At 57.0% G+C, this 20,371-nt stretch carries 25 protein-coding genes and 4 pseudogenes; 16 read left to right on the top strand and 13 right to left on the bottom strand.

Annotated elements, in window-relative coordinates; genetic code table 11:
- Positions 1-3 precede the first annotated feature (3 nt).
- The 4 genes from ACVWSC_RS29250 to ACVWSC_RS29265 form a co-directional block, all read right to left on the bottom strand.
- The gene (locus ACVWSC_RS29250; protein WP_220460315.1) at positions 4-327 is read right to left on the bottom strand and encodes a TrbC/VirB2 family protein; all 324 of its coding nucleotides are present in this window, start codon (positions 325-327) and stop codon (positions 4-6) included.
- Positions 305-574, bottom strand: a complete 270-nt coding sequence (locus ACVWSC_RS29255) for a hypothetical protein (protein ID WP_162465317.1) — start codon at positions 572-574, stop codon at positions 305-307. Before ACVWSC_RS29255 ends, ACVWSC_RS29250 begins: the two co-directional genes overlap by 23 nt.
- Positions 575-692: 118 nt before the next feature.
- A complete protein-coding gene (locus ACVWSC_RS29260; protein ID WP_182275396.1) occupies positions 693-1,223 on the bottom strand; it encodes a hypothetical protein in 531 nt (176 codons plus the stop codon).
- A gap of 117 nt (positions 1,224-1,340) precedes the next feature.
- Positions 1,341-2,270, bottom strand: a complete 930-nt coding sequence (locus ACVWSC_RS29265; RefSeq protein ID WP_212628919.1) for a DUF3991 and TOPRIM domain-containing protein — start codon at positions 2,268-2,270, stop codon at positions 1,341-1,343.
- Between the two features lie 228 nt (positions 2,271-2,498).
- On the opposite strand from ACVWSC_RS29265, the gene ACVWSC_RS29270 reads away from it, so the two are divergent.
- The gene (locus tag ACVWSC_RS29270; protein ID WP_212628920.1) at positions 2,499-3,071 is read left to right on the top strand and encodes an LPD29 domain-containing protein; all 573 of its coding nucleotides are present in this window, start codon (positions 2,499-2,501) and stop codon (positions 3,069-3,071) included.
- 226 nt (positions 3,072-3,297) lie between these two features.
- On the opposite strand, the pseudogene ACVWSC_RS29275 reads toward ACVWSC_RS29270, so the two are convergent.
- The 6 genes and pseudogenes from ACVWSC_RS29275 to intI1 all read right to left on the bottom strand — a co-directional run.
- Positions 3,298-3,474 (bottom strand): annotated as a pseudogene (locus tag ACVWSC_RS29275) (recombinase family protein); the annotation flags it as partial.
- Positions 3,475-3,590: 116 nt separating this feature from the next.
- Positions 3,591-4,640, bottom strand: a complete 1,050-nt coding sequence (locus ACVWSC_RS29280) for an IS3 family transposase (RefSeq protein WP_033979079.1) — start codon at positions 4,638-4,640, stop codon at positions 3,591-3,593.
- 47 nt (positions 4,641-4,687) lie between these two features.
- Positions 4,688-5,425, bottom strand: a pseudogene (locus ACVWSC_RS29285) (DUF4158 domain-containing protein); the annotation flags it as partial.
- A complete protein-coding gene (locus ACVWSC_RS29290) occupies positions 5,409-6,011 on the bottom strand; it encodes a recombinase family protein (RefSeq protein WP_010465829.1) in 603 nt (200 codons plus the stop codon). The gene ACVWSC_RS29290 and the pseudogene ACVWSC_RS29285, both read right to left, overlap by 17 nt.
- Positions 6,012-6,372: 361 nt before the next feature.
- On the bottom strand, positions 6,373-7,803 hold the full coding sequence (locus ACVWSC_RS29295) for an IS1182-like element ISPa7 family transposase (protein ID WP_023098450.1): 1,431 nt from the start codon (positions 7,801-7,803) through the stop codon (positions 6,373-6,375).
- A gap of 176 nt (positions 7,804-7,979) precedes the next feature.
- Positions 7,980-8,993, bottom strand: coding sequence for a class 1 integron integrase IntI1 (gene intI1 / locus ACVWSC_RS29300; protein WP_000845048.1), 1,014 nt, complete (start codon positions 8,991-8,993; stop codon positions 7,980-7,982).
- Here intI1 and mle point away from each other — a divergent pair.
- The 9 genes from mle to ACVWSC_RS29345 all read left to right on the top strand — a co-directional run bounded on the left by mle (position 8,950) and on the right by ACVWSC_RS29345 (position 15,199).
- Complete coding sequence (gene mle / locus ACVWSC_RS29305; protein WP_442114400.1) at positions 8,950-10,005, top strand: alpha/beta fold macrolide esterase; 1,056 nt, start codon at positions 8,950-8,952, stop codon at positions 10,003-10,005. The two genes, intI1 and mle, sit on opposite strands and share 44 nt — an antisense overlap.
- A 90-nt stretch (positions 10,006-10,095) precedes the next feature.
- On the top strand, positions 10,096-10,836 hold the full coding sequence (locus ACVWSC_RS29310) for a subclass B1 metallo-beta-lactamase IMP-13 (protein WP_042862936.1): 741 nt from the start codon (positions 10,096-10,098) through the stop codon (positions 10,834-10,836).
- A 173-nt stretch (positions 10,837-11,009) separates the two neighbouring features.
- Positions 11,010-11,567: an aminoglycoside 6'-N-acetyltransferase AAC(6')-Ia gene (locus tag ACVWSC_RS29315; RefSeq protein WP_013136949.1), complete on the top strand. Its 558-nt coding sequence runs from the start codon at positions 11,010-11,012 to the stop codon at positions 11,565-11,567.
- A 4-nt stretch (positions 11,568-11,571) separates the two neighbouring features.
- Entirely contained in the window at positions 11,572-11,703 is a 132-nt protein-coding gene (locus tag ACVWSC_RS29320; protein WP_442114401.1) for a hypothetical protein, read from the top strand.
- Positions 11,704-11,824: 121 nt separating this feature from the next.
- Positions 11,825-12,358, top strand: a complete 534-nt coding sequence (gene aadB / locus ACVWSC_RS29325) for an aminoglycoside nucleotidyltransferase ANT(2'')-Ia (protein ID WP_000381802.1) — start codon at positions 11,825-11,827, stop codon at positions 12,356-12,358.
- 69 nt (positions 12,359-12,427) lie between these two features.
- Positions 12,428-13,255, top strand: a complete 828-nt coding sequence (locus ACVWSC_RS29330) for an oxacillin-hydrolyzing class D beta-lactamase OXA-2 (RefSeq protein ID WP_001007673.1) — start codon at positions 12,428-12,430, stop codon at positions 13,253-13,255.
- A gap of 135 nt (positions 13,256-13,390) precedes the next feature.
- Positions 13,391-13,738: a quaternary ammonium compound efflux SMR transporter QacE delta 1 gene (locus ACVWSC_RS29335; RefSeq protein ID WP_000679427.1), complete on the top strand. Its 348-nt coding sequence runs from the start codon at positions 13,391-13,393 to the stop codon at positions 13,736-13,738.
- Entirely contained in the window at positions 13,732-14,571 is an 840-nt protein-coding gene (gene sul1, locus ACVWSC_RS29340) for a sulfonamide-resistant dihydropteroate synthase Sul1 (protein WP_000259031.1), read from the top strand. The genes ACVWSC_RS29335 and sul1 overlap by 7 nt, the downstream gene beginning before the upstream one ends.
- 127 nt (positions 14,572-14,698) lie before the next feature.
- A complete protein-coding gene (locus tag ACVWSC_RS29345; protein WP_000376623.1) occupies positions 14,699-15,199 on the top strand; it encodes a GNAT family N-acetyltransferase in 501 nt (166 codons plus the stop codon).
- On the opposite strand, the gene ACVWSC_RS29350 is transcribed toward ACVWSC_RS29345, so the two are convergent.
- From ACVWSC_RS29350 to ACVWSC_RS29360, 3 genes and pseudogenes are all read right to left on the bottom strand, one after another.
- The gene (locus ACVWSC_RS29350) at positions 15,168-16,160 is read right to left on the bottom strand and encodes a TniB family NTP-binding protein (protein WP_001381192.1); all 993 of its coding nucleotides are present in this window, start codon (positions 16,158-16,160) and stop codon (positions 15,168-15,170) included. The genes ACVWSC_RS29345 and ACVWSC_RS29350 overlap by 32 nt on opposite strands.
- Positions 16,161-16,162: 2 nt before the next feature.
- A complete protein-coding gene (locus ACVWSC_RS29355; RefSeq protein ID WP_000179844.1) occupies positions 16,163-17,842 on the bottom strand; it encodes a Mu transposase C-terminal domain-containing protein in 1,680 nt (559 codons plus the stop codon).
- Positions 17,843-17,916: 74 nt separating this feature from the next.
- A pseudogene (locus ACVWSC_RS29360) lies at positions 17,917-17,982 on the bottom strand (hypothetical protein); the annotation flags it as partial.
- A 104-nt stretch (positions 17,983-18,086) separates the two neighbouring features.
- Here ACVWSC_RS29360 and ACVWSC_RS29365 point away from each other — a divergent pair.
- The 6 genes and pseudogenes from ACVWSC_RS29365 (at position 18,087) to ACVWSC_RS29390 (ending at position 20,203) form a co-directional block, all read left to right on the top strand.
- A pseudogene (locus ACVWSC_RS29365) lies at positions 18,087-18,465 on the top strand (type II toxin-antitoxin system RelE/ParE family toxin).
- Positions 18,446-18,781, top strand: a complete 336-nt coding sequence (locus ACVWSC_RS29370; RefSeq protein ID WP_001172026.1) for a helix-turn-helix domain-containing protein — start codon at positions 18,446-18,448, stop codon at positions 18,779-18,781. The pseudogene ACVWSC_RS29365 and the gene ACVWSC_RS29370 overlap by 20 nt, the downstream one beginning before the upstream one ends.
- A gap of 14 nt (positions 18,782-18,795) precedes the next feature.
- A complete protein-coding gene (locus ACVWSC_RS29375; protein ID WP_104729580.1) occupies positions 18,796-19,131 on the top strand; it encodes a transposase in 336 nt (111 codons plus the stop codon).
- 23 nt (positions 19,132-19,154) lie between these two features.
- Entirely contained in the window at positions 19,155-19,481 is a 327-nt protein-coding gene (locus ACVWSC_RS29380; protein ID WP_000091614.1) for a hypothetical protein, read from the top strand.
- Entirely contained in the window at positions 19,478-19,849 is a 372-nt protein-coding gene (locus ACVWSC_RS29385; RefSeq protein ID WP_023294894.1) for a hypothetical protein, read from the top strand. The genes ACVWSC_RS29380 and ACVWSC_RS29385 overlap by 4 nt, the downstream gene beginning before the upstream one ends.
- Positions 19,850-19,984: 135 nt before the next feature.
- A complete protein-coding gene (locus tag ACVWSC_RS29390) occupies positions 19,985-20,203 on the top strand; it encodes a ribbon-helix-helix domain-containing protein (RefSeq protein ID WP_182275393.1) in 219 nt (72 codons plus the stop codon).
- Positions 20,204-20,371: the final 168 nt, after the last annotated feature.

The raw sequence follows: 20,371 nt of genomic DNA on the forward strand, positions 1-20,371 counted from the left end.
CGGTTACACGCCGAACAGGCCGCGAATCCAGGTAACAATCTGGTCGCTACCGAACAGCAGGACGATGCCGACGATTACGCCAATGAGCCACATCCAGTGAATCTTGCCGAACAAGGCTAGGGCACCTACGACCATCACCGCGATACCTGCTACGGGGGTCAGCATTGCCAGGGTGTCGGCGGACAGTCCAGTCGCACCGGTTGTAAACGGGTTTGCTGCCATGGCCAGCGCCGGGAAGATCGAGCCGAAAACAGCGGCCACGAACGCCAGGAGACGGCGATTTACTACAGGGCGTGTCAGGGTTTCATGAGTCGTCTGTACTGTCATAGTCAAGCTCCAGGATTATCGGTGCGTTGGGGCAATCAAGCCCCCGTATGTAGCTGGCCAGGGTGTTCAAGTTCGGCCAGAGTCGTGGTTGCTTCCTCGCGTTGAACAGAGTGTTTTCGCCATCCTTCCAGGTTAAAACCACTATCAGGCTGAATTTCTGTTCCTCTTTTACCTCCCGCAAGATGAACTGTTTAATGGCCTTATTTTTGGCGTTGTCCTCTAGCTGGTCTTCATAGATGGACGTCATTTCAGTGGCCTCGTGTGTTGAGTGTTGGGCCGTTATCGTATCCTTTTCGGATTGTTTCGGCTTCACCTCGCCACACATCGTGGCCACACCCTTTGGCATACTGCCGCTTCGGTTGTGTCTAGTTCGTGGCTCCAGAACTGGCCTCCTTGTCACCGGCTTCGGGTGATTCTTCTAGGGCTGCCCCGCTGTCTTGATCGTCCTCGGGGGATGTTGCGCGCACGTTCTGTTTGCGCTTGTACACGTCCCAATACGGGACATCTGCCGGTGCTTGGGGGCTGGCCGCTTGGCCTTGCGGGGCCGACTGCGGGACAAACGCGGGGCGACGGGGCCGGGCTACCTTCCCGGCCTGGCCGTCTAGCTCGCGCTGGAGCGATTCGATGTTGGTTTTGTGGCTCTGCACCGATGCGGCGATTTGCTGCACTTCTTCTGGTGACTTTTGAGCCTTGATGGCGGCGGCCAGATCGGCGTTAGCTTGATCGAGGGATTTTTGTTCCGTAGCCAGCTCGTTGGCCAAGATCGTGCGACGTTGCGCATCACGATCCTGCTGCACGTCGTTGCCGACGACTGGATAGCTTTCAGCATACGCGGTGCTTGAAAGCGCGGCGGATGCGCACATAGCCGCTAAGAGTGCGAATGGTGCCAGCTTCATAACCTCTCCCTGGTCCGGCAGGCCGGACATTGCTTTACTGTGGTTTGACCCTACAGTAATGCCAGTTCTGCTGCAACACTTTTACGATAAGTGTGAATGTGATTATCGTATTGTTGTTTATCGCTCCGGTTCAGCTTCCAGCTTTCCCGGCGTGTTCTCCTTCGCAGCTGCGCGCTGCTTGGCTTTAAGCTCAATGTTCCAGTCTTTCCCAGCGGTCGGGCGTTGACGCTCAACCTCTTGGCTCACAGCCTCTTTCAGCCGGTCTCCAAGTCGATCACCTGCTTTATCGGCGTTGAAGCCGTCGACGATCTTGTAGCCCTGCCCTTCCAGGTGTTTAGCCGCACCCTGGAGAATGTCCCTGGTACTGCCTGCGGTGCCGATCACCAGCGCTTCGGGGTTCATTGCCTGGTAACTCATGGCTTCAATCGACGACTCTACAAACACCGCCAGTTTCGATGCAGCTTTTCCAGTGAAGTACAGGCCGCGGTCCCCACGGATTCCGTGGAAGGGCTTGCTGTAAGTCCCCCGGAGTTCCGCGCCGGACATTTTCCCGTCCAAGGTGCGAAGGGCGAAAACAGCGTTGCCAAACTTATCTGCCCAAAGCCGTCCCTTGTCGATTGCGGTATTGACGATTTGTTCCGGGATGCCTCGGGTATTTGTTAAGTAGTTCAAGACCCTGGCCAGCTTTTTCGGGTCCGGTTCGGGAATTTCCAATTTGGGTTTTGGCGTAGTGTCCAGGATGCGGGTCGCCTGGTGCCGTGCTTCGGCCTGGTAGGTCTGTACCGCTGCTTCGCGGCCATGAGTGCCGCCGAGCCACGCCACGGCATCCCTGAAACCGAAACCGCCGAGGTGCATGGCCAGATCGATTGCTCCACCGCCGCCCTTGTCGGCGTCGTGGTTGTAGAACTTTTCGTCCGTGACAGTTACCCGCCCCGCGTGGGTTTTCCAATTGCGTTTGGGGTCTGCGGGGTCGCGGATCGCTCCGAATCCTTCCAGAACGGCTTCCAGCTCGATGCCGCGCGCCTTGTCTATGTCTGACTTTTCCATGGGAGTCCTCCGACAAAAGATCAAAAGATGCTACTACGGAAAACAAATTTCCGCATTGACAGAAGCACCTTAACACCCGACAGAAGGTAAAGAAAAGCATAGACTTACCAGATATAGCGGCAGTATAATGGACCCATGCAGACGAAAGGCTGCATAAGCGACGAAGCCCCGGACGGCGGCAACCGTACCAGGGCTTCTAATCACAGCTAACTAGATGGGAGTTAAGCCATGACTACTCAGTATCTTACCGCCGCTGACACCGCAAAGCTCGTTCGCAAAGCGCTGAAAGAGGCGTTCCCTGACATGAAATTCAGTGTGCGCAGCCATACCTACTCGGGCGGCGCGAGCCTCACCGTTGCCTGGACAGATGGTCCTAACATCAAACAGGTTGAGGCCGTCACCTGCCGTTTCCAGGGTTCGTACTTCGATGGCCAGATCGACTACAAGGGTTCTATCTATCACCTGGTGGGTGGCGTCCCCGTCTCCTTCGGCGCCGATAGCATCCACTGCCGGCGTTCGTTCTCGGATGCGGCCATCGAGCAAGGTATTGACCGCGTTTTCCGCAAGTACCCGCTGAATTTCCGCGAGGCTGGCATTGCTAAGCCAACGATCGAGGAATTCCGTTCCGGCCGCCTGTGGGCCACGGCCGTACCCTTCCTGAGCAGCCATTGCGGCGACAGCCTGCAGGGCGAAATTAACGCCGCTATCAACCGTCACAGCGACCGCCTGCGAGGCAAGGAAAGCCCTACAGCACAGAGCGTTTTGGGGTTGGGGGAGCAACGGAACAGAAAGTGCACTTAAGCTCAGTCGCTGCCCCGCAAACCCTTGTAACGTCTGGACAGTTTCGAAAAACGACCGTTTTATGAAACCGTTTCAGCGAGCACTAGGAAAGGCCGTGACCACCCGAAAAGTGGTGCGATAAACTCGTTTCGCCAATCAAAGTTCGCTAATCCACAACAGATGACGAGTAAAGCGAACTTTAATTCGTGCTTATGTTGGTTTTCGGTTCCATTGCTCCCCAAACCCCAAGATCCGCGATCATTCGTAGCAGCTCCGGCCGGTCGTAGCGAACGCCAGATTCGGTATCGCGGTAGACGCCGGCAATGTAATAGCCGGCCTGCCGTGCAGACTCGGTGATAGCTTCTTGACGGCGAATATCTTGTTCCTTGGTGCTAACCCGCATGTAAATGCGGGCGACTTTCATAGGCCCAGCTCGCATGGCAGGTTTATCCCCGAACAGTGACTTAACTTAATGGTCATTGGCGACCTCCTTGTCTTTGGCTATACGGCGATTTTCAAGGTAGTTGTCGCGTGAGCGTGTCACGCTGCCTTTGATGTTTGCTGCAGTACCGCTTCCCGCTCCGGGTTCAGGCACACGATTGGTGCCAGCACCCAGTTCCTGATGTTGCCGCTCCAGCGCTCCGGGTGCCGTGCACGCGCCGCCTCGTACAGCTCGATACGCTTGCGCAGCAACTCTTCCGCCTGGCCAGTATGTCGCTGCGCCGGGGTCACGAACTTCAGGGCGCTGTGGCGATGTTCATGGTTGTACCAGGCCACGAAGCTGTTCACCCAGTTCCTGGCCTGCTCCAGCGTGTCGAAGGGCCGCTCCGGCCACAGCGGGCAGTACTTCGCCGTGCGGAACAAGGCCTCGGCATAGGCGTTGTCATTGCTCACCCGCGGGCGGCTGAACGAGGGCATCACACCCAGGTTCTGCATGGCCGCCAGCATGGTCGAGCCCTTCATCGCGCTGCCATTGTCCGAGTGCAGTACCAGCGGCTGGCCTGCTCGCTGTTCACGTAAGCAGGCCTGGCGTAGCAGCTGGGCGGCCTGCTCGGCGCTTTCACTTTCATGCACCTCGTTGGCCACCAGCTTCCGGCTGTAGACGTCCTTGATCATGTACCAGTAGAAGTAACGGCCCTTGACCGTGGTCGGCAGCCAGGTGATGTCCCAGCACCACAGCTGGTTCGGGCCGTCGGCCACATGGGTCGTCAGCGCTCGTTTCACCGGTGGGCGGCTACGGCCGCGCGGATGCTGCTGTTCGGCGTCCTTCAGCAACCGGTAAAAGGTCGACTCCGAGGCCAGCCAGGTGCCCTGATCGGCCAGCCGCGCCACGATCTGCTGCGGCGGCAGGCTGGCAAACTCGGGCTGGTTGGCGACCTCCAGCACGCGGCGGCGCTCTTGCGGGGTCAGCTTGTTGGCCGGCTCAGCTCGCTGTGCCGAAGGACGCCGATCCTCCGGGCAGTGCTGCCAGCGCTGCAGGCTGCGCAGCGACAGGCCCAGTTCGGCGCAGGCCTGCGCCCGCCGCGCTCCCGCCGCCACGGCGTCCTCGATCAACTGCAGCGTTTCACGGCGATCCGGGGCGCTGATCATTCGTCCTCGTCCTTCCCCCAGAGCGCCTCGGCTTTTTTTCGCAACACCAGCAGCGCCTTGGCGATCCCGTGCAAGGACTTCAGCGTGGCGCGCTTCTCGCGCTCCCCTGCCATCTGACGCCAGCCGAAATCTTTAGCGTCCTGCTTGAGCGCTGCCAGTTGAGACAGGGTGTCGTCACGCACCAGGAGCTGGCCCAGCGCAGCTTTGGCCGATTCGTCCAACACTTCTGCCAGCAAGCCGCCCAAGCGCCTGCGTTCGGTGGACAGGGCTTCACTGACCAGCTCTTGTAAGGTGGTGTGGCCGGGCCGGATGATTTTGTGCTCGCTGAGCCAAACGATCAGTTCGGCGGCCACGAATCCTGGCATTACGTCGCGCCGCACGATCTGTTCAGCCTGCTGTGCCAGTTGCGGCAGGAAGCTAGCCGCCCACGACCGGTAGCCGAACAGTTCGGCGATCTGACCCCTCTGGCTGTAGTGCTCATGCTTGGTGATCGCCTTGCGTTCGAACGCTTCGCCGTGGAAATAGCGACTCAGCACGAAGGCGCAATCGTCCTCGACCTCATGCCAATCGAAGCGGAAGAAAGCATGCTTGGCCTTGAAGTAGCCGATCTGCAAGACGCAATAGACTTGGGCCTGCAGGCTAGGCCGGCTGCTGGCGAACGCCAGTTCAGATTCGGTCAACGCCAGGTATTCCAGCCGCTGAGCATCGTCGAAGTCCGGTAGGCCGTACAAGGCTTCCTGCTCTGCGTCAGAAAAGACGGTGAGTAGCTTATTCTTGTTGCTCATCGACCGTCCTTCCCGCACCACGCCAACCTGCTCGCGTCAATGTTTCGATCAACGTAGTGCGCTTGACATTGAAGTTGCGGCACACCGCCGCCTTAGACATGCCGCCATCGAGCGCGGCGACGATGGCGTCCAGCTTCTCACCAGTGATCGCCTGCGGCCGGCCGCCGATCCGGCCGCGTTTGCGTGCGGCGGCCAAGCCCGCGACGACGCGCTCCTGAATCAAGGCGCGCTCGTACTGCGCGAGCGCACCGAACACCTGGAACAGGAATTCGCCCGAGGGCGTCGTAGTGTCCAGGTTCTCTGTCAGCGAGCGGAACGCCACCCGCTTGTCCTTGAGCGAAGTCACAATGGCGAGCAGGTGCGACAGCGAGCGACCGAGCCGGTCGAGTTTCCACACCACCAGCACATCGCCGGCTCGAACGAACTCAAGCGCCCGCGCCAAGCCGGCACGGTCATCCTTCGCGCCAGAGGCACGATCCTCAAACAGGTGACGCGGATCGACGCCGGCGGCGAGCAGCGCGTCGCGCTGCAAGTCCGTGCTCTGGCGGTCGGAGTCCGACGACACGCGCATGTAGCCAACCAACATAGGCGGATAACCATCAAAAACAGGTTTCCGCATAATAGTGAATAGCGATAGAGTTTTCCGTACATTTTTGAGGGGGTGTTGCACAGGTAGCACTGTCGTTTTCAGAAGACGGCTGCACTGAACGTCAGAAGCCGACTGCACTATAGCAGCGGAGGGGTTGGATCCATCAGGCAACGACGGGCTGCTGCCGGCCCAGACCGTGTAAAAACGCAGCAAACGATGACCATCAACTTCCGGGGATTTTCTCAGCGTCTAGGAGGCCGTCGGAGGCCCAATCAGGCGCAATCGATAATTCTGGTTGCTATGGCACTTTCGGCTTCAGTACGCCTGCTGGAGGGCGGTACGAGTCGTAGAACAGGCCTCAGGCCTTCATCGCTGCCATCAGGGCACCGCTGCCCAGCACGTTCAACACGCGTTTGAGATTGTAGGCGAGCACATGCAGGCTCATCTCGGTACTCACTCGGTCGAGAGTCTTGGTGAGGAAGTGGGTGGCGCCCATCCAGCTCTTCAGCGTGCCGAACGGGTGCTCGACCGTCTGACGGCGGATTCGCATCATTTCAGGCGCTTGATCCAGGCGACTCTGCATCGCTTCGAGCACTGCCTCATGCTCCCATCGGCTCACTCGGCGCTCTGAGCTAGGCGTACAGTGCTCTTTCAACGCACAACCCTGGCAATGCGAACTCCAGTAGCGGTGCAGTTTCAGCCCTTTTTCGACGCTTGAGAACCGCCAGATCAGGCTTTGCCCAGCCGGGCATCGATACTCGTTCTTGGCTGCGTCATAGATGAAATCACCTTTGCCGAAGCGACCAGCCGCTGTCGCTCCCGAGGTCAGCGTCTTGGGCACGAAAACGGTGATTCCAGCCTCATGGCACGCCAGGATTTCTTCGCCTTTGAAATACCCTCTGTCTGCGACCGCCGAGAGTTCCTCGACACCCATGGCCTCTCGCGCTTGCTTGGCCATGGAGCTCAGTTGGTCTCGATCGACCCCGTCGTTCGTGACCTCGTGGGTCACGATCAGGTGGTGCTTCGCGTCGACCGCCGCCTGCACGTTGTAGCCGACTATTCCGCTGCCCCGGGTCTTCATTGAGCGGGCATCGGGATCGGTCAGGGAGATCTGTTTATCCGGTGTTTCGTTGAGCTGTACCTCGACTTCCTTGAGCTCCCGCAGCTTAGTTTTCAAGGTCGCAATCTTGTCGTGGAGGCGTTCGGCTTTGACCTGCGCCACGGCCGGTTCCTGGCGATCAGCGGTATCCAGTGCGGTCAGGTAACGGTTGATGCTGGACTCGATCTCCTCCATTCGCCGCTGAAGCTTGGCGCTGGTGAAATTGCGGTCACGGTTGTTGACCGCCTTGAACTTGCTGCCATCAATGGCTACCAGCGCTTCAGAGAACAGGCCAAGTTGCTGGCACAGCACCACGAACTGCCGACAGACGCCGCGGATTGCCTTGCCGTTATCCTTGCGGAAGTTGGCGATGGTCTTGAAGTCCGGCATCAAACGTCCGGTCAGCCACATCAACTCAACGTTGCGCTGACTCTCGCGTTCGAGACGTCGACTGGACTGGATACGGTTGAGGTAACCGTAGATGTAGATCTTCAGCAGGTCAGCAGGATGGTAGGCGGGTCTGCCGGTTTCCGCCGGGACGACACCCTCGAAACCCAGTAGGCCAAGGTCGAGTTCATCGACGAAAACATCGACCACCCGCACCGGGTTGGTGTCCGCCACGTAGTCATCCAAGCTCTCGGGAAGCAGTGTGCTTTGCCCTCGGTGCTCTCCCTGGATAAAGCGCTTCATTGGCGTCCCCCGCTGATTTTGAATCCATCAAATCACAGCAAGGACGATGCCAACGTTTTTACACGGTCTGGGCCATCAGCGGACGCAGGGAGGACTTTCCGCAACCGGCCGTTCGATGCGGCACCGATGGCCTTCGCGCAGGGGTAGTGAATCCGCCAGGATTGACTTGCGCTGCCCTACCTCTCACTAGTGAGGGGCGGCAGCGCATCAAGCGGTGAGCGCACTCCGGCACCGCCAACTTTCAGCACATGCGTGTAAATCATCGTCGTAGAGACGTCGGAATGGCCGAGCAGATCCTGCACGGTTCGAATGTCGTAACCGCTGCGGAGCAAGGCCGTCGCGAACGAGTGGCGGAGGGTGTGCGGTGTGGCGGGCTTCGTGATGCCTGCTTGTTCTACGGCACGTTTGAAGGCGCGCTGAAAGGTCTGGTCATACATGTGATGGCGACGCACGACACCGCTCCGTGGATCGGTCGAATGCGTGTGCTGCGCAAAAACCCAGAACCACGGCCAGGAATGCCCGGCGCGCGGATACTTCCGCTCAAGGGCGTCGGGAAGCGCAACGCCGCTGCGGCCCTCGGCCTGGTCCTTCAGCCACCATGCCCGTGCACGCGACAGCTGCTCGCGCAGGCTGGGTGCCAAGCTCTCGGGTAACATCAAGGCCCGATCCTTGGAGCCCTTGCCCTCCCGCACGATGATCGTGCCGTGATCGAAATCCAGATCCTTGACCCGCAGTTGCAAACCCTCACTGATCCGCATGCCCGTTCCATACAGAAGCTGGGCGAACAAACGATGCTCGCCTTCCAGAAAACCGAGGATGCGAACCACTTCATCCGGGGTCAGCACCACCGGCAAGCGCCGCGACGGCCGAGGTCTTCCGATCTCCTGAAGCCAGGGCAGATCCGTGCACAGCACCTTGCCGTAGAAGAACAGCAAGGCCGCCAATGCCTGACGATGCGTGGAGACCGAAACCTTGCGCTCGTTCGCCAGCCAGGACAGAAATGCCTCGACTTCGCTGCTGCCCAAGGTTGCCGGGTGACGCACACCGTGGAAACGGATGAAGGCACGAACCCAGTGGACATAAGCCTGTTCGGTTCGTAAGCTGTAATGCAAGTAGCGTATGCGCTCACGCAACTGGTCCAGAACCTTGACCGAACGCAGCGGTGGTAACGGCGCAGTGGCGGTTTTCATGGCTTGTTATGACTGTTTTTTTGTACAGTCTATGCCTCGGGCATCCAAGCAGCAAGCGCGTTACGCCGTGGGTCGATGTTTGATGTTATGGAGCAGCAACGATGTTACGCAGCAGGGCAGTCGCCCTAAAACAAAGTTGTACGAGAAACCTGAAGGCAATACTATGGAAGCAAAAGTAGTTAATGATAACGATATTTCACTCTATACCGAATCATTCGGTAACTCAGCCCATGAACCCATTATTTTGGTGATGGGGGCAATGTCGTCAGCTGTATGGTGGCCTGATGATTTTTGTGCCCAGTTGGCCTCGATGGATCGCTATGTGATCCGATACGATCATCGTGACACGGGAAAGTCAACTAGTTATGAGCCAGGCCAGGCTTCATATTCGGTTGAAGAATTAGCAGATGATGTGGTTCGCATTATTGGTGGTTATGGTCTGGATGCTGCGCATCTGGTTGGCATGTCTCTGGGAGGGTTTCTATCCCAGCTTGTAGCTCTCAAGTATCCGGATCGGGTAAAGAGTTTAACCCTGATCGCTTCAGAGCGTCTTGCGGAGGCAGACCCAGATATGCCCCCTTTTGATCCTGCAATAATGGAGTATCACCAACAGGCGGGATCACTTGACTGGTCTGATAAAGATTCGGTAGTGGAGTATCAGGTCGGTGCGTGGCGAATCAACTCAGGTACAGCCCATGTATTTGATGCTGAAAAGATTCGCCAGATCGCTCAATTAAACTTTGATCGTACGCCAAATATACTAACGACGTTCAATCACACTACCTTAGGTGGTGGCGAAGAGTGGCTCGGGCGATTAAATGAGATCACTGCATCAACACTAATCATTCATGGTACAGAAGATCCTGTGCTTCCTTATGCACATGGGTTGGCACTGAAGGATGCGATTCGCGATTCGAAACTAGTTACACTGAATGGCACGGGGCATGAATTACATCACGAGGACTGGCCGGTAATTATACAAGCGTTGAAGAATCAAACGTCAAAGCTATGAGTTGCGTAGTACAACAAGCTGCTGCACCGGAAAAACAACTCGCTGGCGCTCGCCATTTTCCGGTGAGCAAAGCGTTAGAAAAGGAAAGGTATGAAGAAATTATTTGTTTTATGTGTATGCTTCTTTTGTAGCATTACTGCCGCAGGAGCGGCTTTACCTGATTTAAAAATCGAGAAGCTTGAAGAAGGTGTTTTTGTTCATACATCGTTCGAAGAGGTTAACGGTTGGGGGGTTGTTACTAAACACGGTTTAGTGGTGCTTGTAAACACAGACGCCTATCTAATTGACACTCCATTTACTGCTACAGACACTGAAAAATTAGTCAATTGGTTTGTGGAGCGCGGCTATGAAATCAAAGGCACTATTTCATCACATTTCCATAGCGACAGCACAGGAGGAATAGAGTGGCTTAATTCTCAATCTATTCCCACGTATGCATCTGAATTAACAAATGAACTTTTGAAAAAATCCGGTAAGGTACAAGCTAAATATTCATTTAGCGAAGTTAGCTATTGGCTAGTTAAAAATAAAATTGAAGTTTTCTACCCTGGCCCAGGTCACACTCAAGATAACCTAGTGGTTTGGTTGCCTGAAAGTAAAATTTTATTCGGTGGTTGCTTTATTAAACCTCACGGTCTTGGCAATTTAGGTGACGCAAATTTAGAAGCTTGGCCAAAGTCCGCCAAAATATTAATGTCTAAATATGGCAAAGCAAAGCTTGTTGTTTCAAGTCATAGTGAAAAAGGGGACGCATCACTAATGAAACGTACATGGGAACAAGCCCTTAAAGGGCTTAAAGAAAGTAAAAAAACATCATCACCAAGTAACTAAATTTCTAACAAGTCGTTGCAGCACCGCGCACTTCGTGCGCTGGACAGTTTTTAAGTCGCGGCTTTATGGTTTTGCTGCGCAAAAGTATTCCATAAAACCACAACTTAAAAACTGCCGCTGAACTCGGCGTTAGGGCGACGCCGCTATTGCGGCGCGAATACAAAGAGGAAGAGATGAATTATCAAATTGTGAATATTGCGGAATGCAGCAATTATCAGTTAGAAGCAGCAAATATACTAACAGAAGCGTTCAATGATCTTGGTAACAATTCATGGCCAGATATGACGAGTGCAACAAAAGAAGTAAAAGAATGTATTGAGAGTCCAAACCTTTGTTTCGGTCTGCTAATAAATAACTCCTTAGTTGGCTGGATAGGCTTAAGGCCAATGTACAAGGAAACCTGGGAATTGCATCCATTGGTTGTCAGACCAGATTATCAAAATAAAGGTATTGGCAAGATCCTGCTTAAGGAATTAGAAAACAGAGCTAGAGAGCAAGGTATTATTGGAATCGCTTTAGGAACAGATGATGAATACTATAGAACAAGTCTCTCTTTAATAACTATAACAGAAGATAATATATTTGATTCAATAAAAAATATTAAAAATATTAATAAACATCCATATGAGTTTTATCAGAAGAATGGTTATTATATTGTTGGAATAATTCCAAATGCCAATGGTAAAAACAAACCAGATATTTGGATGTGGAAAAGTTTAATCAAAGAGTAAAACAATGGAACAGATTAATAACATGGCTGCGGAGCTTTCGGAAAAATTGCGCTATGCGGCATCCGTCGTTCCTAATATTTTGCTTTTTGAATATCAAATGCAGTTTACAGTCAGTGCAGTAGGCAAAACTCCCTAACTTGTACTTCAACAAGGACAATGCCCCAGCCAATTATGGGGCAATTTTTGATAATTTTGGCAACCTTGCACATTTCTATTTTGTTGTGGGGCATTGCCTGTTAAGTTTTTAGTTAGGCCGCATGGACACAACGCAGGTCACATTGATACACAAAATTCTAGCTGCGGCAGATGAGCGAAATCTGCCGCTCTGGATCGGTGGGGGCTGGGCGATCGATGCACGGCTAGGGCGTGTAACACGCAAGCACGATGATATTGATCTGACGTTTCCCGGCGAGAGGCGCGGCGAGCTCGAGGCAATAGTTGAAATGCTCGGCGGGCGCGTCATGGAGGAGTTGGACTATGGATTCTTAGCGGAGATCGGGGATGAGTTACTTGACTGCGAACCTGCTTGGTGGGCAGACGAAGCGTATGAAATCGCGGAGGCTCCGCAGGGCTCGTGCCCAGAGGCGGCTGAGGGCGTCATCGCCGGGCGGCCAGTCCGTTGTAACAGCTGGGAGGCGATCATCTGGGATTACTTTTACTATGCCGATGAAGTACCACCAGTGGACTGGCCTACAAAGCACATAGAGTCCTACAGGCTCGCATGCACCTCACTCGGGGCGGAAAAGGTTGAGGTCTTGCGTGCCGCTTTCAGGTCGCGATATGCGGCCTAACAATTCGTCCAAGCCGACGCCGCTTCGCGGCGCGGCTTAACTCAGGTGTTGGGCATTAAGGAAAAGTTAATGGCAATCCGAATCTTCGCGATACTTTTCTCCATTTTTTCTCTTGCCACTTTCGCGCATGCGCAAGAAGGCACGCTAGAACGTTCTGACTGGAGGAAGTTTTTCAGCGAATTTCAAGCCAAAGGCACGATAGTTGTGGCAGACGAACGCCAAGCGGATCGTGCCATGTTGGTTTTTGATCCTGTGCGATCGAAGAAACGCTACTCGCCTGCATCGACATTCAAGATACCTCATACACTTTTTGCACTTGATGCAGGCGCTGTTCGTGATGAGTTCCAGATTTTTCGATGGGACGGCGTTAACAGGGGCTTTGCAGGCCACAATCAAGACCAAGATTTGCGATCAGCAATGCGGAATTCTACTGTTTGGGTGTATGAGCTATTTGCAAAGGAAATTGGTGATGACAAAGCTCGGCGCTATTTGAAGAAAATCGACTATGGCAACGCCGATCCTTCGACAAGTAATGGCGATTACTGGATAGAAGGCAGCCTTGCAATCTCGGCGCAGGAGCAAATTGCATTTCTCAGGAAGCTCTATCGTAACGAGCTGCCCTTTCGGGTAGAACATCAGCGCTTGGTCAAGGATCTCATGATTGTGGAAGCCGGTCGCAACTGGATACTGCGTGCAAAGACGGGCTGGGAAGGCCGTATGGGTTGGTGGGTAGGATGGGTTGAGTGGCCGACTGGCTCCGTATTCTTCGCACTGAATATTGATACGCCAAACAGAATGGATGATCTTTTCAAGAGGGAGGCAATCGTGCGGGCAATCCTTCGCTCTATTGAAGCGTTACCGCCCAACCCGGCAGTCAACTCGGACGCTGCGCGATAAAACCGCGCAGCGCCGGTTACTTCAACGTTAGATGCACTAAGCACATAATTGCTCACAGCCAAACTATCAGGTCAAGTCTGCTTTTATTATTTTTAAGCGTGCATAATAAGCCCTACACAAATTGGGAGATATATCATGAAAGGCTGGCTTTTTCTTGTTATCGCAATAGTTGGCGAAGTAATCGCAACATCCGCATTAAAATCTAGCGAGGGCTTTACTAAGCTTGCCCCTTCCGCCGTTGTCATAATCGGTTATGGCATCGCATTTTATTTTCTTTCTCTGGTTCTGAAATCCATCCCTGTCGGTGTTGCTTATGCAGTCTGGTCGGGACTCGGCGTCGTCATAATTACAGCCATTGCCTGGTTGCTTCATGGGCAAAAGCTTGATGCGTGGGGCTTTGTAGGTATGGGGCTCATAATTGCTGCCTTTTTGCTCGCCCGATCCCCATCGTGGAAGTCGCTGCGGAGGCCGACGCCATGGTGACGGTGTTCGGCATTCTGAATCTCACCGAGGACTCCTTCTTCGATGAGAGCCGGCGGCTAGACCCCGCCGGCGCTGTCACCGCGGCGATCGAAATGCTGCGAGTCGGATCAGACGTCGTGGATGTCGGACCGGCCGCCAGCCATCCGGACGCGAGGCCTGTATCGCCGGCCGATGAGATCAGACGTATTGCGCCGCTCTTAGACGCCCTGTCCGATCAGATGCACCGTGTTTCAATCGACAGCTTCCAACCGGAAACCCAGCGCTATGCGCTCAAGCGCGGCGTGGGCTACCTGAACGATATCCAAGGATTTCCTGACCCTGCGCTCTATCCCGATATTGCTGAGGCGGACTGCAGGCTGGTGGTTATGCACTCAGCGCAGCGGGATGGCATCGCCACCCGCACCGGTCACCTTCGACCCGAAGACGCGCTCGACGAGATTGTGCGGTTCTTCGAGGCGCGGGTTTCCGCCTTGCGACGGAGCGGGGTCGCTGCCGACCGGCTCATCCTCGATCCGGGGATGGGATTTTTCTTGAGCCCCGCACCGGAAACATCGCTGCACGTGCTGTCGAACCTTCAAAAGCTGAAGTCGGCGTTGGGGCTTCCGCTATTGGTCTCGGTGTCGCGGAAATCCTTCTTGGGCGCCACCGTTGGCCTTCCTGTAAAGGATCTGGGTCCAGCGAGCCTTGCGGCGGAACTTCACGCGATCGGCAATGGCGCTGACTACGTCCGCACCCACGCGCCTGGAGATCTGCGAAGCGCAATCACCTTCTCGGAAACCCTCGCGAAATTTCGCAGTCGCGACGCCAGAGACCGAGGGTTAGATCATGCCTAGCATTCACCTTCCGGCCGCCCGCTAGCGGACCCTGGTCAGGTTCCGCGAAGGTGGGCGCAGACATGCTGGGCTCGTCAGGATCAAACTGCACTATGAGGCGGCGGTTCATACCGCGCCAGGGGAGCGAATGGACAGCGAGGAGCCTCCGAACGTTCGGGTCGCCTGCTCGGGTGATATCGACGAGGTTGTGCGGCTGATGCACGACGCTGCGGCGTGGATGTCCGCCAAGGGAACGCCCGCCTGGGACGTCGCGCGGATCGACCGGACATTCGCGGAGACCTTCGTCCTGAGATCCGAGCTCCTAGTCGCGAGTTGCAGCGACGGCATCGTCGGCTGTTGCACCTTGTCGGCCGAGGATCCCGAGTTCTGGCCCGACGCCCTCAAGGGGGAGGCCGCATATCTGCACAAGCTCGCGGTGCGACGGACACATGCGGGCCGGGGTGTCAGCTCCGCGCTGATCGAGGCTTGCCGCCATGCCGCGCGAACGCAGGGGTGCGCCAAGCTGCGGCTCGACTGCCACCCGAACCTGCGTGGCCTATACGAGCGGCTCGGATTCACCCACGTCGACACTTTCAATCCCGGCTGGGATCCAACCTTCATCGCAGAACGCCTAGAACTCGAAATCTAACGTCCGTTCGGGCATCGAGGTCCATGTCGGGGTGGGACGGGCCCGTGGCTTCAAGATCACTTGCAGTCCGACCGCGATGTCTTGGTTGCGCGAGAGGTTGTCGACAGGCCATGCTGAGTGTGCGATGGTTGATCGCTTCCTCGCCGCTCTCCACGGCGACGATGGCCGCCGCCATCAGCAAGTGCGCCAGTTCCCCTATGGTGCCCTCGCTGCGTGTGAGCAGGTAGCGAGCCATGTCCAGCGTGGCAATTGGGGAAGGCCGGCGCAGCGGGAGCGAAGCGGCGAAGCTGGCCAGCAGTGAGCAGCAATCGTCGTTGGCCTCCCATACCGGCAGCATCATCGGCTCGAAGCGATTTTCCAACTGGTCATCGGAGCGGATGGCTAGGTAGGCGTCGCGCGTGCCTACCCCAACCAACGGGATGCGCAGTTCGTTGCCGAGGAAGCGCAGCAGGTTGAGGAATTCCCGGCGGTTGACGCTGTTGCCGGCCAGCACGTTGTGCAGCTCGTCGATCACCAGCATGCGCACGCCGACCTTGCGCAGCAGTGCCAGAGCCAGTTGCTCCATTTCCGGCAACCGTGGGCGTGGGCGCAGCGGCGCGCCCATCGCGGCGAGCAGCGCGACGTAGAAGCGGATCACGGACGGCTCGGACGGCATCTGCACGACCAACACCGGGATGTGCTCCTGGTCGGCGTCGGAGCTGGCCGGGTGGGTGCGGCGGAACTTCTCGACGATCATCGACTTGCCATTGTTGGTCGGGCCAACCAGCAGCAGGTTGGGCATGCGTTGCTTGTTTGGCCACGCATAAAGGGCTTCCAGCCGGTTCAGCGCCTCGACTGCGCGCGGATAGCCGATCCAGCGGTCGGCGCGAAGGCGCTGGATGCGCTCGTCCGCCGGAAGACGGGCCAAGCCCTGGGCCGCCGGCAGCAGGTGGGACAGGTCGATGATGGGATATTCGTCCACGGCTACCACTCCTCAATCTGGTCGAACGGTTTGGCGGGTGGCAAGTTGTCTGCCTGCGGGTCGGCAATATCCGTATCCGGCGGAACGGGCTTGTCCGGCCGAGCTGATGTCTTGAGGTGCTGGCGGCGATCCGCGTCACGCCGCGCCTTGCGTGTGGCCTTCTGCGCGCTGGTCACAATCTCACGCATCTGGCCGATCATGCGGAACAGCGCCGACTCATCCACCTGTTCGCGCCCTTGCTGCCGCAGTTTCGCCAGCGCCTGCCGTTGTTCCCAGAGGGTGACAGCCGGATGCGACAAGGTACGGTAGGGAATTTCCAGGTAATGCTGTCCCTCCGGTTCCAGGACCCAGATACGGCTGATGTCGCGCGGATCGCGCCGGATCAGAAAGGACGGCCAGCGTTCACGCCGCGCAATCCACGGCTTGAGCGCATCGGCGTAGTAGTGGATGTGGTCGATGACAAAGCCGGTGCGGGTCAGCGTGCGCCGGAGGATCGGCAGAAAATCGACCAGGAACGAAGTAGCGCGTGTGACGACGGCCGGTACGCCGACACGCGCCACGGCCTCGGCCCAGCGCGCGGCCGGCGGTTGGAGCAGGCCGTTGTGCACCGAACCGTGGTAGGTGCCGACCGCCAATGTGAGCCAGCGCTCTAGCTCGCGCAGCGTCAGGGCGGCCTTGTTTTCGGAATCGTAGTCGCCGCGCTGGTCAGGGTTGGAGAAGGTCGTTCCCGGCAGTTCGTCGTGAATCATCTGCATCGCCGTGCCGATGATCCGTTCCACGATGCCGCCATAGTGCGGCTGTCCCAGCGGGCGATAGTCCAGCCGGATGCCATGCTGCTCGCAACCCCGGCGCAGGGCCTCGCTCTTGAACTCGGCCGCGTTGTCTAGGTAGAGCAGCAAGGGCTTGCCGCTCATCTGCCAATCCATTTCCACGTTCAGTCCTTCCAGCCAAGGGCGCTTGTCGCAGGCGACATGCACGAGGCACAGGCCAACCGAAACGGCAGACGGCGCTTCCAGCGTGACGACCATGCCGAGCACGCAGCGGGTGAACACGTCGATGGCGAGGGTCAGGTACGGGCGGCCAATAGGTTGCCGGTCGCGGTCATCGACCACGATCAGGTCGATGACCGTATGGTCTATCTGCACCTGCTCCAGCGGCGCGGTCACGGCAGGAGGCTCGCCGCCCACACCTTGTAGGTCACGAGCGGCATCCTGGCCTTCCCGCCGGCGGATGACCTTGCGCGGGTCAAGGCTAGCGATCCGTAAGGCCACGGTATTGCGCGCCGGCACTCGCAGTTTTTGAGCCTTGCACACCTGAGTGACTTCGCGGTGAAAGGCCGCTAGGCTGCGCTTCTGCTTGGTCAGGAACCGCTTTTGCAGTAGCTCGTGGATGACGCGCTCGACCGGTTCCGGCAAGCGCCCCTTACCTTTACCTCCACCGGACTGGCCGGGCACCAGATCCGTCACGAGGCCGCTGCCTTGCCGGGCACGCCGGATCAGAACGTATACCTGGCGCCGAGACAAGCCCAGCGCCTGAGCCGCCATATCGGCCGCTTCGTGCCCGACCGTCTCCGACTGCGCCAACGGACTGATGATCTCCGCACGACGGCGCGCACGCTCCCAAGCCTCATCAGGCAGAGTGGCCACGCCTTGTTCTGGAATCCGTGGGGTGTCCGTCGCCATGCTCACCTCGCTTTGGTGCACACGAGTATTGAGCATAGTCGAGATTGGTGCAGATCACTTCTGATATTGAACTGTCAGGAGCTGGCTGCACAACAGCCATTACGCCCAATCAACTGGTGCAGTCGTCTTCTGAAAATGACAAGCACAGCGGCGGCTGACAGCCTGTCGCAAAACAAATGTTTTACGACACCTCCTTGAGGTTGCCGCGTTTACATCATTACCTGAACAGGTATAAAATTCCGTCATGACAAACAAAGAAAAACCGCTCGAATGGATCGCGAGCAGCCACAAGGATTTGATGGCGTTGCACGTCCGACGTGCGTCGCCGTTTCGGTTACGCGCTCTCGTTGGCGCAGATAGGCGATCAGGATGACGCAGCAAAGGTGCTCAAGGGGTTCGGTGGTGCCGGCGTGCTGGAGGTCGTCGAAGACGATGCCGGCGGCACCTATCGAGCGGTATACACGGTCAAGTTTGCGGAAGCGGTGTTCGTCCTGCACTGCTTCCAGAAGAAGAGCAAGAGCGGGATCGCCACGCCAAAGGCCGACATGGACATCATCCGCGCTCGGCTGAAGGTGGCCGAGGTATTGGCACAGGAGCTACGAAATGCAAAAACGAATCATTGAAGGCGTCGAGGTTCAGCGCAGCTCGGGCAACGTCTTTGCCGACCTTGGACTGCCTGACGCTGAAAAGCTCAAGATCAAGACCGGCCTGGTGGTCGAGATCAGGAGGGCCATGCGCGCCCTTGGGCTGACTCAACAAGCGGCGGCCAAACGCATGGGCATCCCGCAACCGAAGGTGTCGGGCATGATGCGCGGCGACTTCACCAATCTATCCGAACGCAAGCTGATGGATTGTCTGAATCGCCTCGGCTACGACATCGAAATCAAGGTACGGCCAGCAGCCGAGCCGATCGGGCATCTAACGCTCGCAACCGCTTAATCGGAGCCCTCCTGATGGCAGCCCGCATCACCGACGACGAATGGGACGAACTGACTCCCGAGAATTTCGATACCACGGCACTGCTGCGTGCAGTCGATGCCGTGGACGTGCTGCGCGGCGATTTGAATGACAGCGCAGACGGCGCACCTCCACAACTGCGCACCGACCTGTTGAAGCTGCATCAACTGGCAATGGCCGCGTTCAACGAGGGATTACGCAGCCGAGTGGCTGAGCTATTTGATCTCGCCGTGGATCTTCAGGATCAGGTTGATCATCTGATGACCTCGCTGGAACAAGTGCAAGAAACCCTGTCCCGGTTGACGGCGCTCTACCCAGAAAGCCTGTCCTGAATGTTCTTGGAGACAACCACATCATGAGCCGCAGCCGCCGCAAAACGCCCATCGTTGGGCACACGACCTGCCGTAGCGAGCGCGAGGACAAGAAACTCTGGCATCAGCGCTGGCGAACTCACGAGCGCACCGCGCTGGCCAGCGCGTCGCCGGAAGCTCTATGCGCCCATCTGCCTCTACTGGAAAACCAGGTCAGCAACGTCTGGTCGATGGGTAAGGATGGCCGCTCCTACTGGCCCATCAAGCGCCAGGCCGCCACGGCGGATCGCATTGCCAACCACAAGGGACGCAATCCGCAAGAGCGCGCCTCCCTGAAAAAGCGTCTGCTGCGCAAGTGGATGAGCAAATGAACCTGTCCACCATCGAGGCGCTGGCTATCGCTTGGGCGCGAATCGCTGAAGAAGCAGAACTCCCAGCCGGCTACGAGGGCACGGCGACGCCAGAGGCGCATCGGGCCTGCGAGGTGATCCAGGAGCGGATTCGAGAGCACGTCGTCGCCACCAATGACATGCGGCTGTTCGGCCTGCTGCACCTGCTTGGGCAGGCGTCGCTGCGCATGGAGCAAGCGCTGTGGCCGGAAGAATATGCGCGGATGACCCGCGAGGTCGAGGAAGCTCTCCGAGAGGCCGACGACCCCAACGCCAAGTCGTACACCCACGAAGAAGTCATGCGGGCGATGCAGGAACTCATCGACCAAGCGCGAGACAAGCCATGTTGATCGGCTGACGGAAATTTCTGGGTTTCCGGCTTACAACCCCAGCTGTGAAGGTGGCGGGCGTCTTGACGTTAAACGGTTTAACCACTAGATTTAGCCGTTGAGTTAAACGGTATAACCCCGGAAACGAAAACGACTATGACCGCTCACGCGCAAACCATCATGGCTACCAAGGTTGACGACCGCATAAAGCGCCGTTTCGACGCGGCCATGCGCGCACGCGGCACTAACACCTCAGCGGTGTTACGCAAGGCGGTTATGCAGTATCTGAGCGAGTTGGACGCCGGTATAGAGCATCCACAGTTCAAGCTGGAGTTGGACGGCCCCGAGGCCGAAGAGAAGACCCCTAGCCACTGACGGCGGGGCAAAAAAAAAGAGCACCAACGACTAGATATCTTGGCGGATTCGTCGTGGTGCTCACCGTATAGGTGAAGAGAGTATGGATTCCTGCGCAGCTATGTGCAAGATGGGCCGTGATTTATTTCACGTCCGTCTATCTCCTCACCGCCGTTCTGGCGGTGGGTT

The sequence above is a fragment of the Pseudomonas sp. NUPR-002 genome, from assembly GCF_056322725.1.

What these genes read in the sequence shown, in the direction of transcription:
- ACVWSC_RS29250 (WP_220460315.1), bottom strand. Translation starts at nt 327, where the DNA reads ATGACAGTACAGACGACTCATGAAACCCTGACACGCCCTGTAGTAAAT.
- ACVWSC_RS29255 (WP_162465317.1), bottom strand. Translation starts at nt 574, where the DNA reads ATGACGTCCATCTATGAAGACCAGCTAGAGGACAACGCCAAAAATAAG.
- ACVWSC_RS29260 (WP_182275396.1), bottom strand. Translation starts at nt 1,223, where the DNA reads ATGAAGCTGGCACCATTCGCACTCTTAGCGGCTATGTGCGCATCCGCC.
- ACVWSC_RS29265 (WP_212628919.1), bottom strand. Translation starts at nt 2,270, where the DNA reads ATGGAAAAGTCAGACATAGACAAGGCGCGCGGCATCGAGCTGGAAGCC.
- ACVWSC_RS29270 (WP_212628920.1), top strand. Translation starts at nt 2,499, where the DNA reads ATGACTACTCAGTATCTTACCGCCGCTGACACCGCAAAGCTCGTTCGC.
- ACVWSC_RS29280 (WP_033979079.1), bottom strand. Translation starts at nt 4,640, where the DNA reads ATGATCAGCGCCCCGGATCGCCGTGAAACGCTGCAGTTGATCGAGGAC.
- ACVWSC_RS29290 (WP_010465829.1), bottom strand. Translation starts at nt 6,011, where the DNA reads ATGTTGGTTGGCTACATGCGCGTGTCGTCGGACTCCGACCGCCAGAGC.
- ACVWSC_RS29295 (WP_023098450.1), bottom strand. Translation starts at nt 7,803, where the DNA reads ATGAAGCGCTTTATCCAGGGAGAGCACCGAGGGCAAAGCACACTGCTT.
- intI1 (WP_000845048.1), bottom strand. Translation starts at nt 8,993, where the DNA reads ATGAAAACCGCCACTGCGCCGTTACCACCGCTGCGTTCGGTCAAGGTT.
- ACVWSC_RS29310 (WP_042862936.1), top strand. Translation starts at nt 10,096, where the DNA reads ATGAAGAAATTATTTGTTTTATGTGTATGCTTCTTTTGTAGCATTACT.
- ACVWSC_RS29315 (WP_013136949.1), top strand. Translation starts at nt 11,010, where the DNA reads ATGAATTATCAAATTGTGAATATTGCGGAATGCAGCAATTATCAGTTA.
- ACVWSC_RS29320 (WP_442114401.1), top strand. Translation starts at nt 11,572, where the DNA reads ATGGAACAGATTAATAACATGGCTGCGGAGCTTTCGGAAAAATTGCGC.
- aadB (WP_000381802.1), top strand. Translation starts at nt 11,825, where the DNA reads ATGGACACAACGCAGGTCACATTGATACACAAAATTCTAGCTGCGGCA.
- ACVWSC_RS29330 (WP_001007673.1), top strand. Translation starts at nt 12,428, where the DNA reads ATGGCAATCCGAATCTTCGCGATACTTTTCTCCATTTTTTCTCTTGCC.
- ACVWSC_RS29335 (WP_000679427.1), top strand. Translation starts at nt 13,391, where the DNA reads ATGAAAGGCTGGCTTTTTCTTGTTATCGCAATAGTTGGCGAAGTAATC.
- sul1 (WP_000259031.1), top strand. Translation starts at nt 13,732, where the DNA reads ATGGTGACGGTGTTCGGCATTCTGAATCTCACCGAGGACTCCTTCTTC.
- ACVWSC_RS29345 (WP_000376623.1), top strand. Translation starts at nt 14,699, where the DNA reads ATGGACAGCGAGGAGCCTCCGAACGTTCGGGTCGCCTGCTCGGGTGAT.
- ACVWSC_RS29355 (WP_000179844.1), bottom strand. Translation starts at nt 17,842, where the DNA reads ATGGCGACGGACACCCCACGGATTCCAGAACAAGGCGTGGCCACTCTG.
- ACVWSC_RS29370 (WP_001172026.1), top strand. Translation starts at nt 18,446, where the DNA reads ATGCAAAAACGAATCATTGAAGGCGTCGAGGTTCAGCGCAGCTCGGGC.
- ACVWSC_RS29375 (WP_104729580.1), top strand. Translation starts at nt 18,796, where the DNA reads ATGGCAGCCCGCATCACCGACGACGAATGGGACGAACTGACTCCCGAG.
- ACVWSC_RS29380 (WP_000091614.1), top strand. Translation starts at nt 19,155, where the DNA reads ATGAGCCGCAGCCGCCGCAAAACGCCCATCGTTGGGCACACGACCTGC.
- ACVWSC_RS29385 (WP_023294894.1), top strand. Translation starts at nt 19,478, where the DNA reads ATGAACCTGTCCACCATCGAGGCGCTGGCTATCGCTTGGGCGCGAATC.
- ACVWSC_RS29390 (WP_182275393.1), top strand. Translation starts at nt 19,985, where the DNA reads ATGACCGCTCACGCGCAAACCATCATGGCTACCAAGGTTGACGACCGC.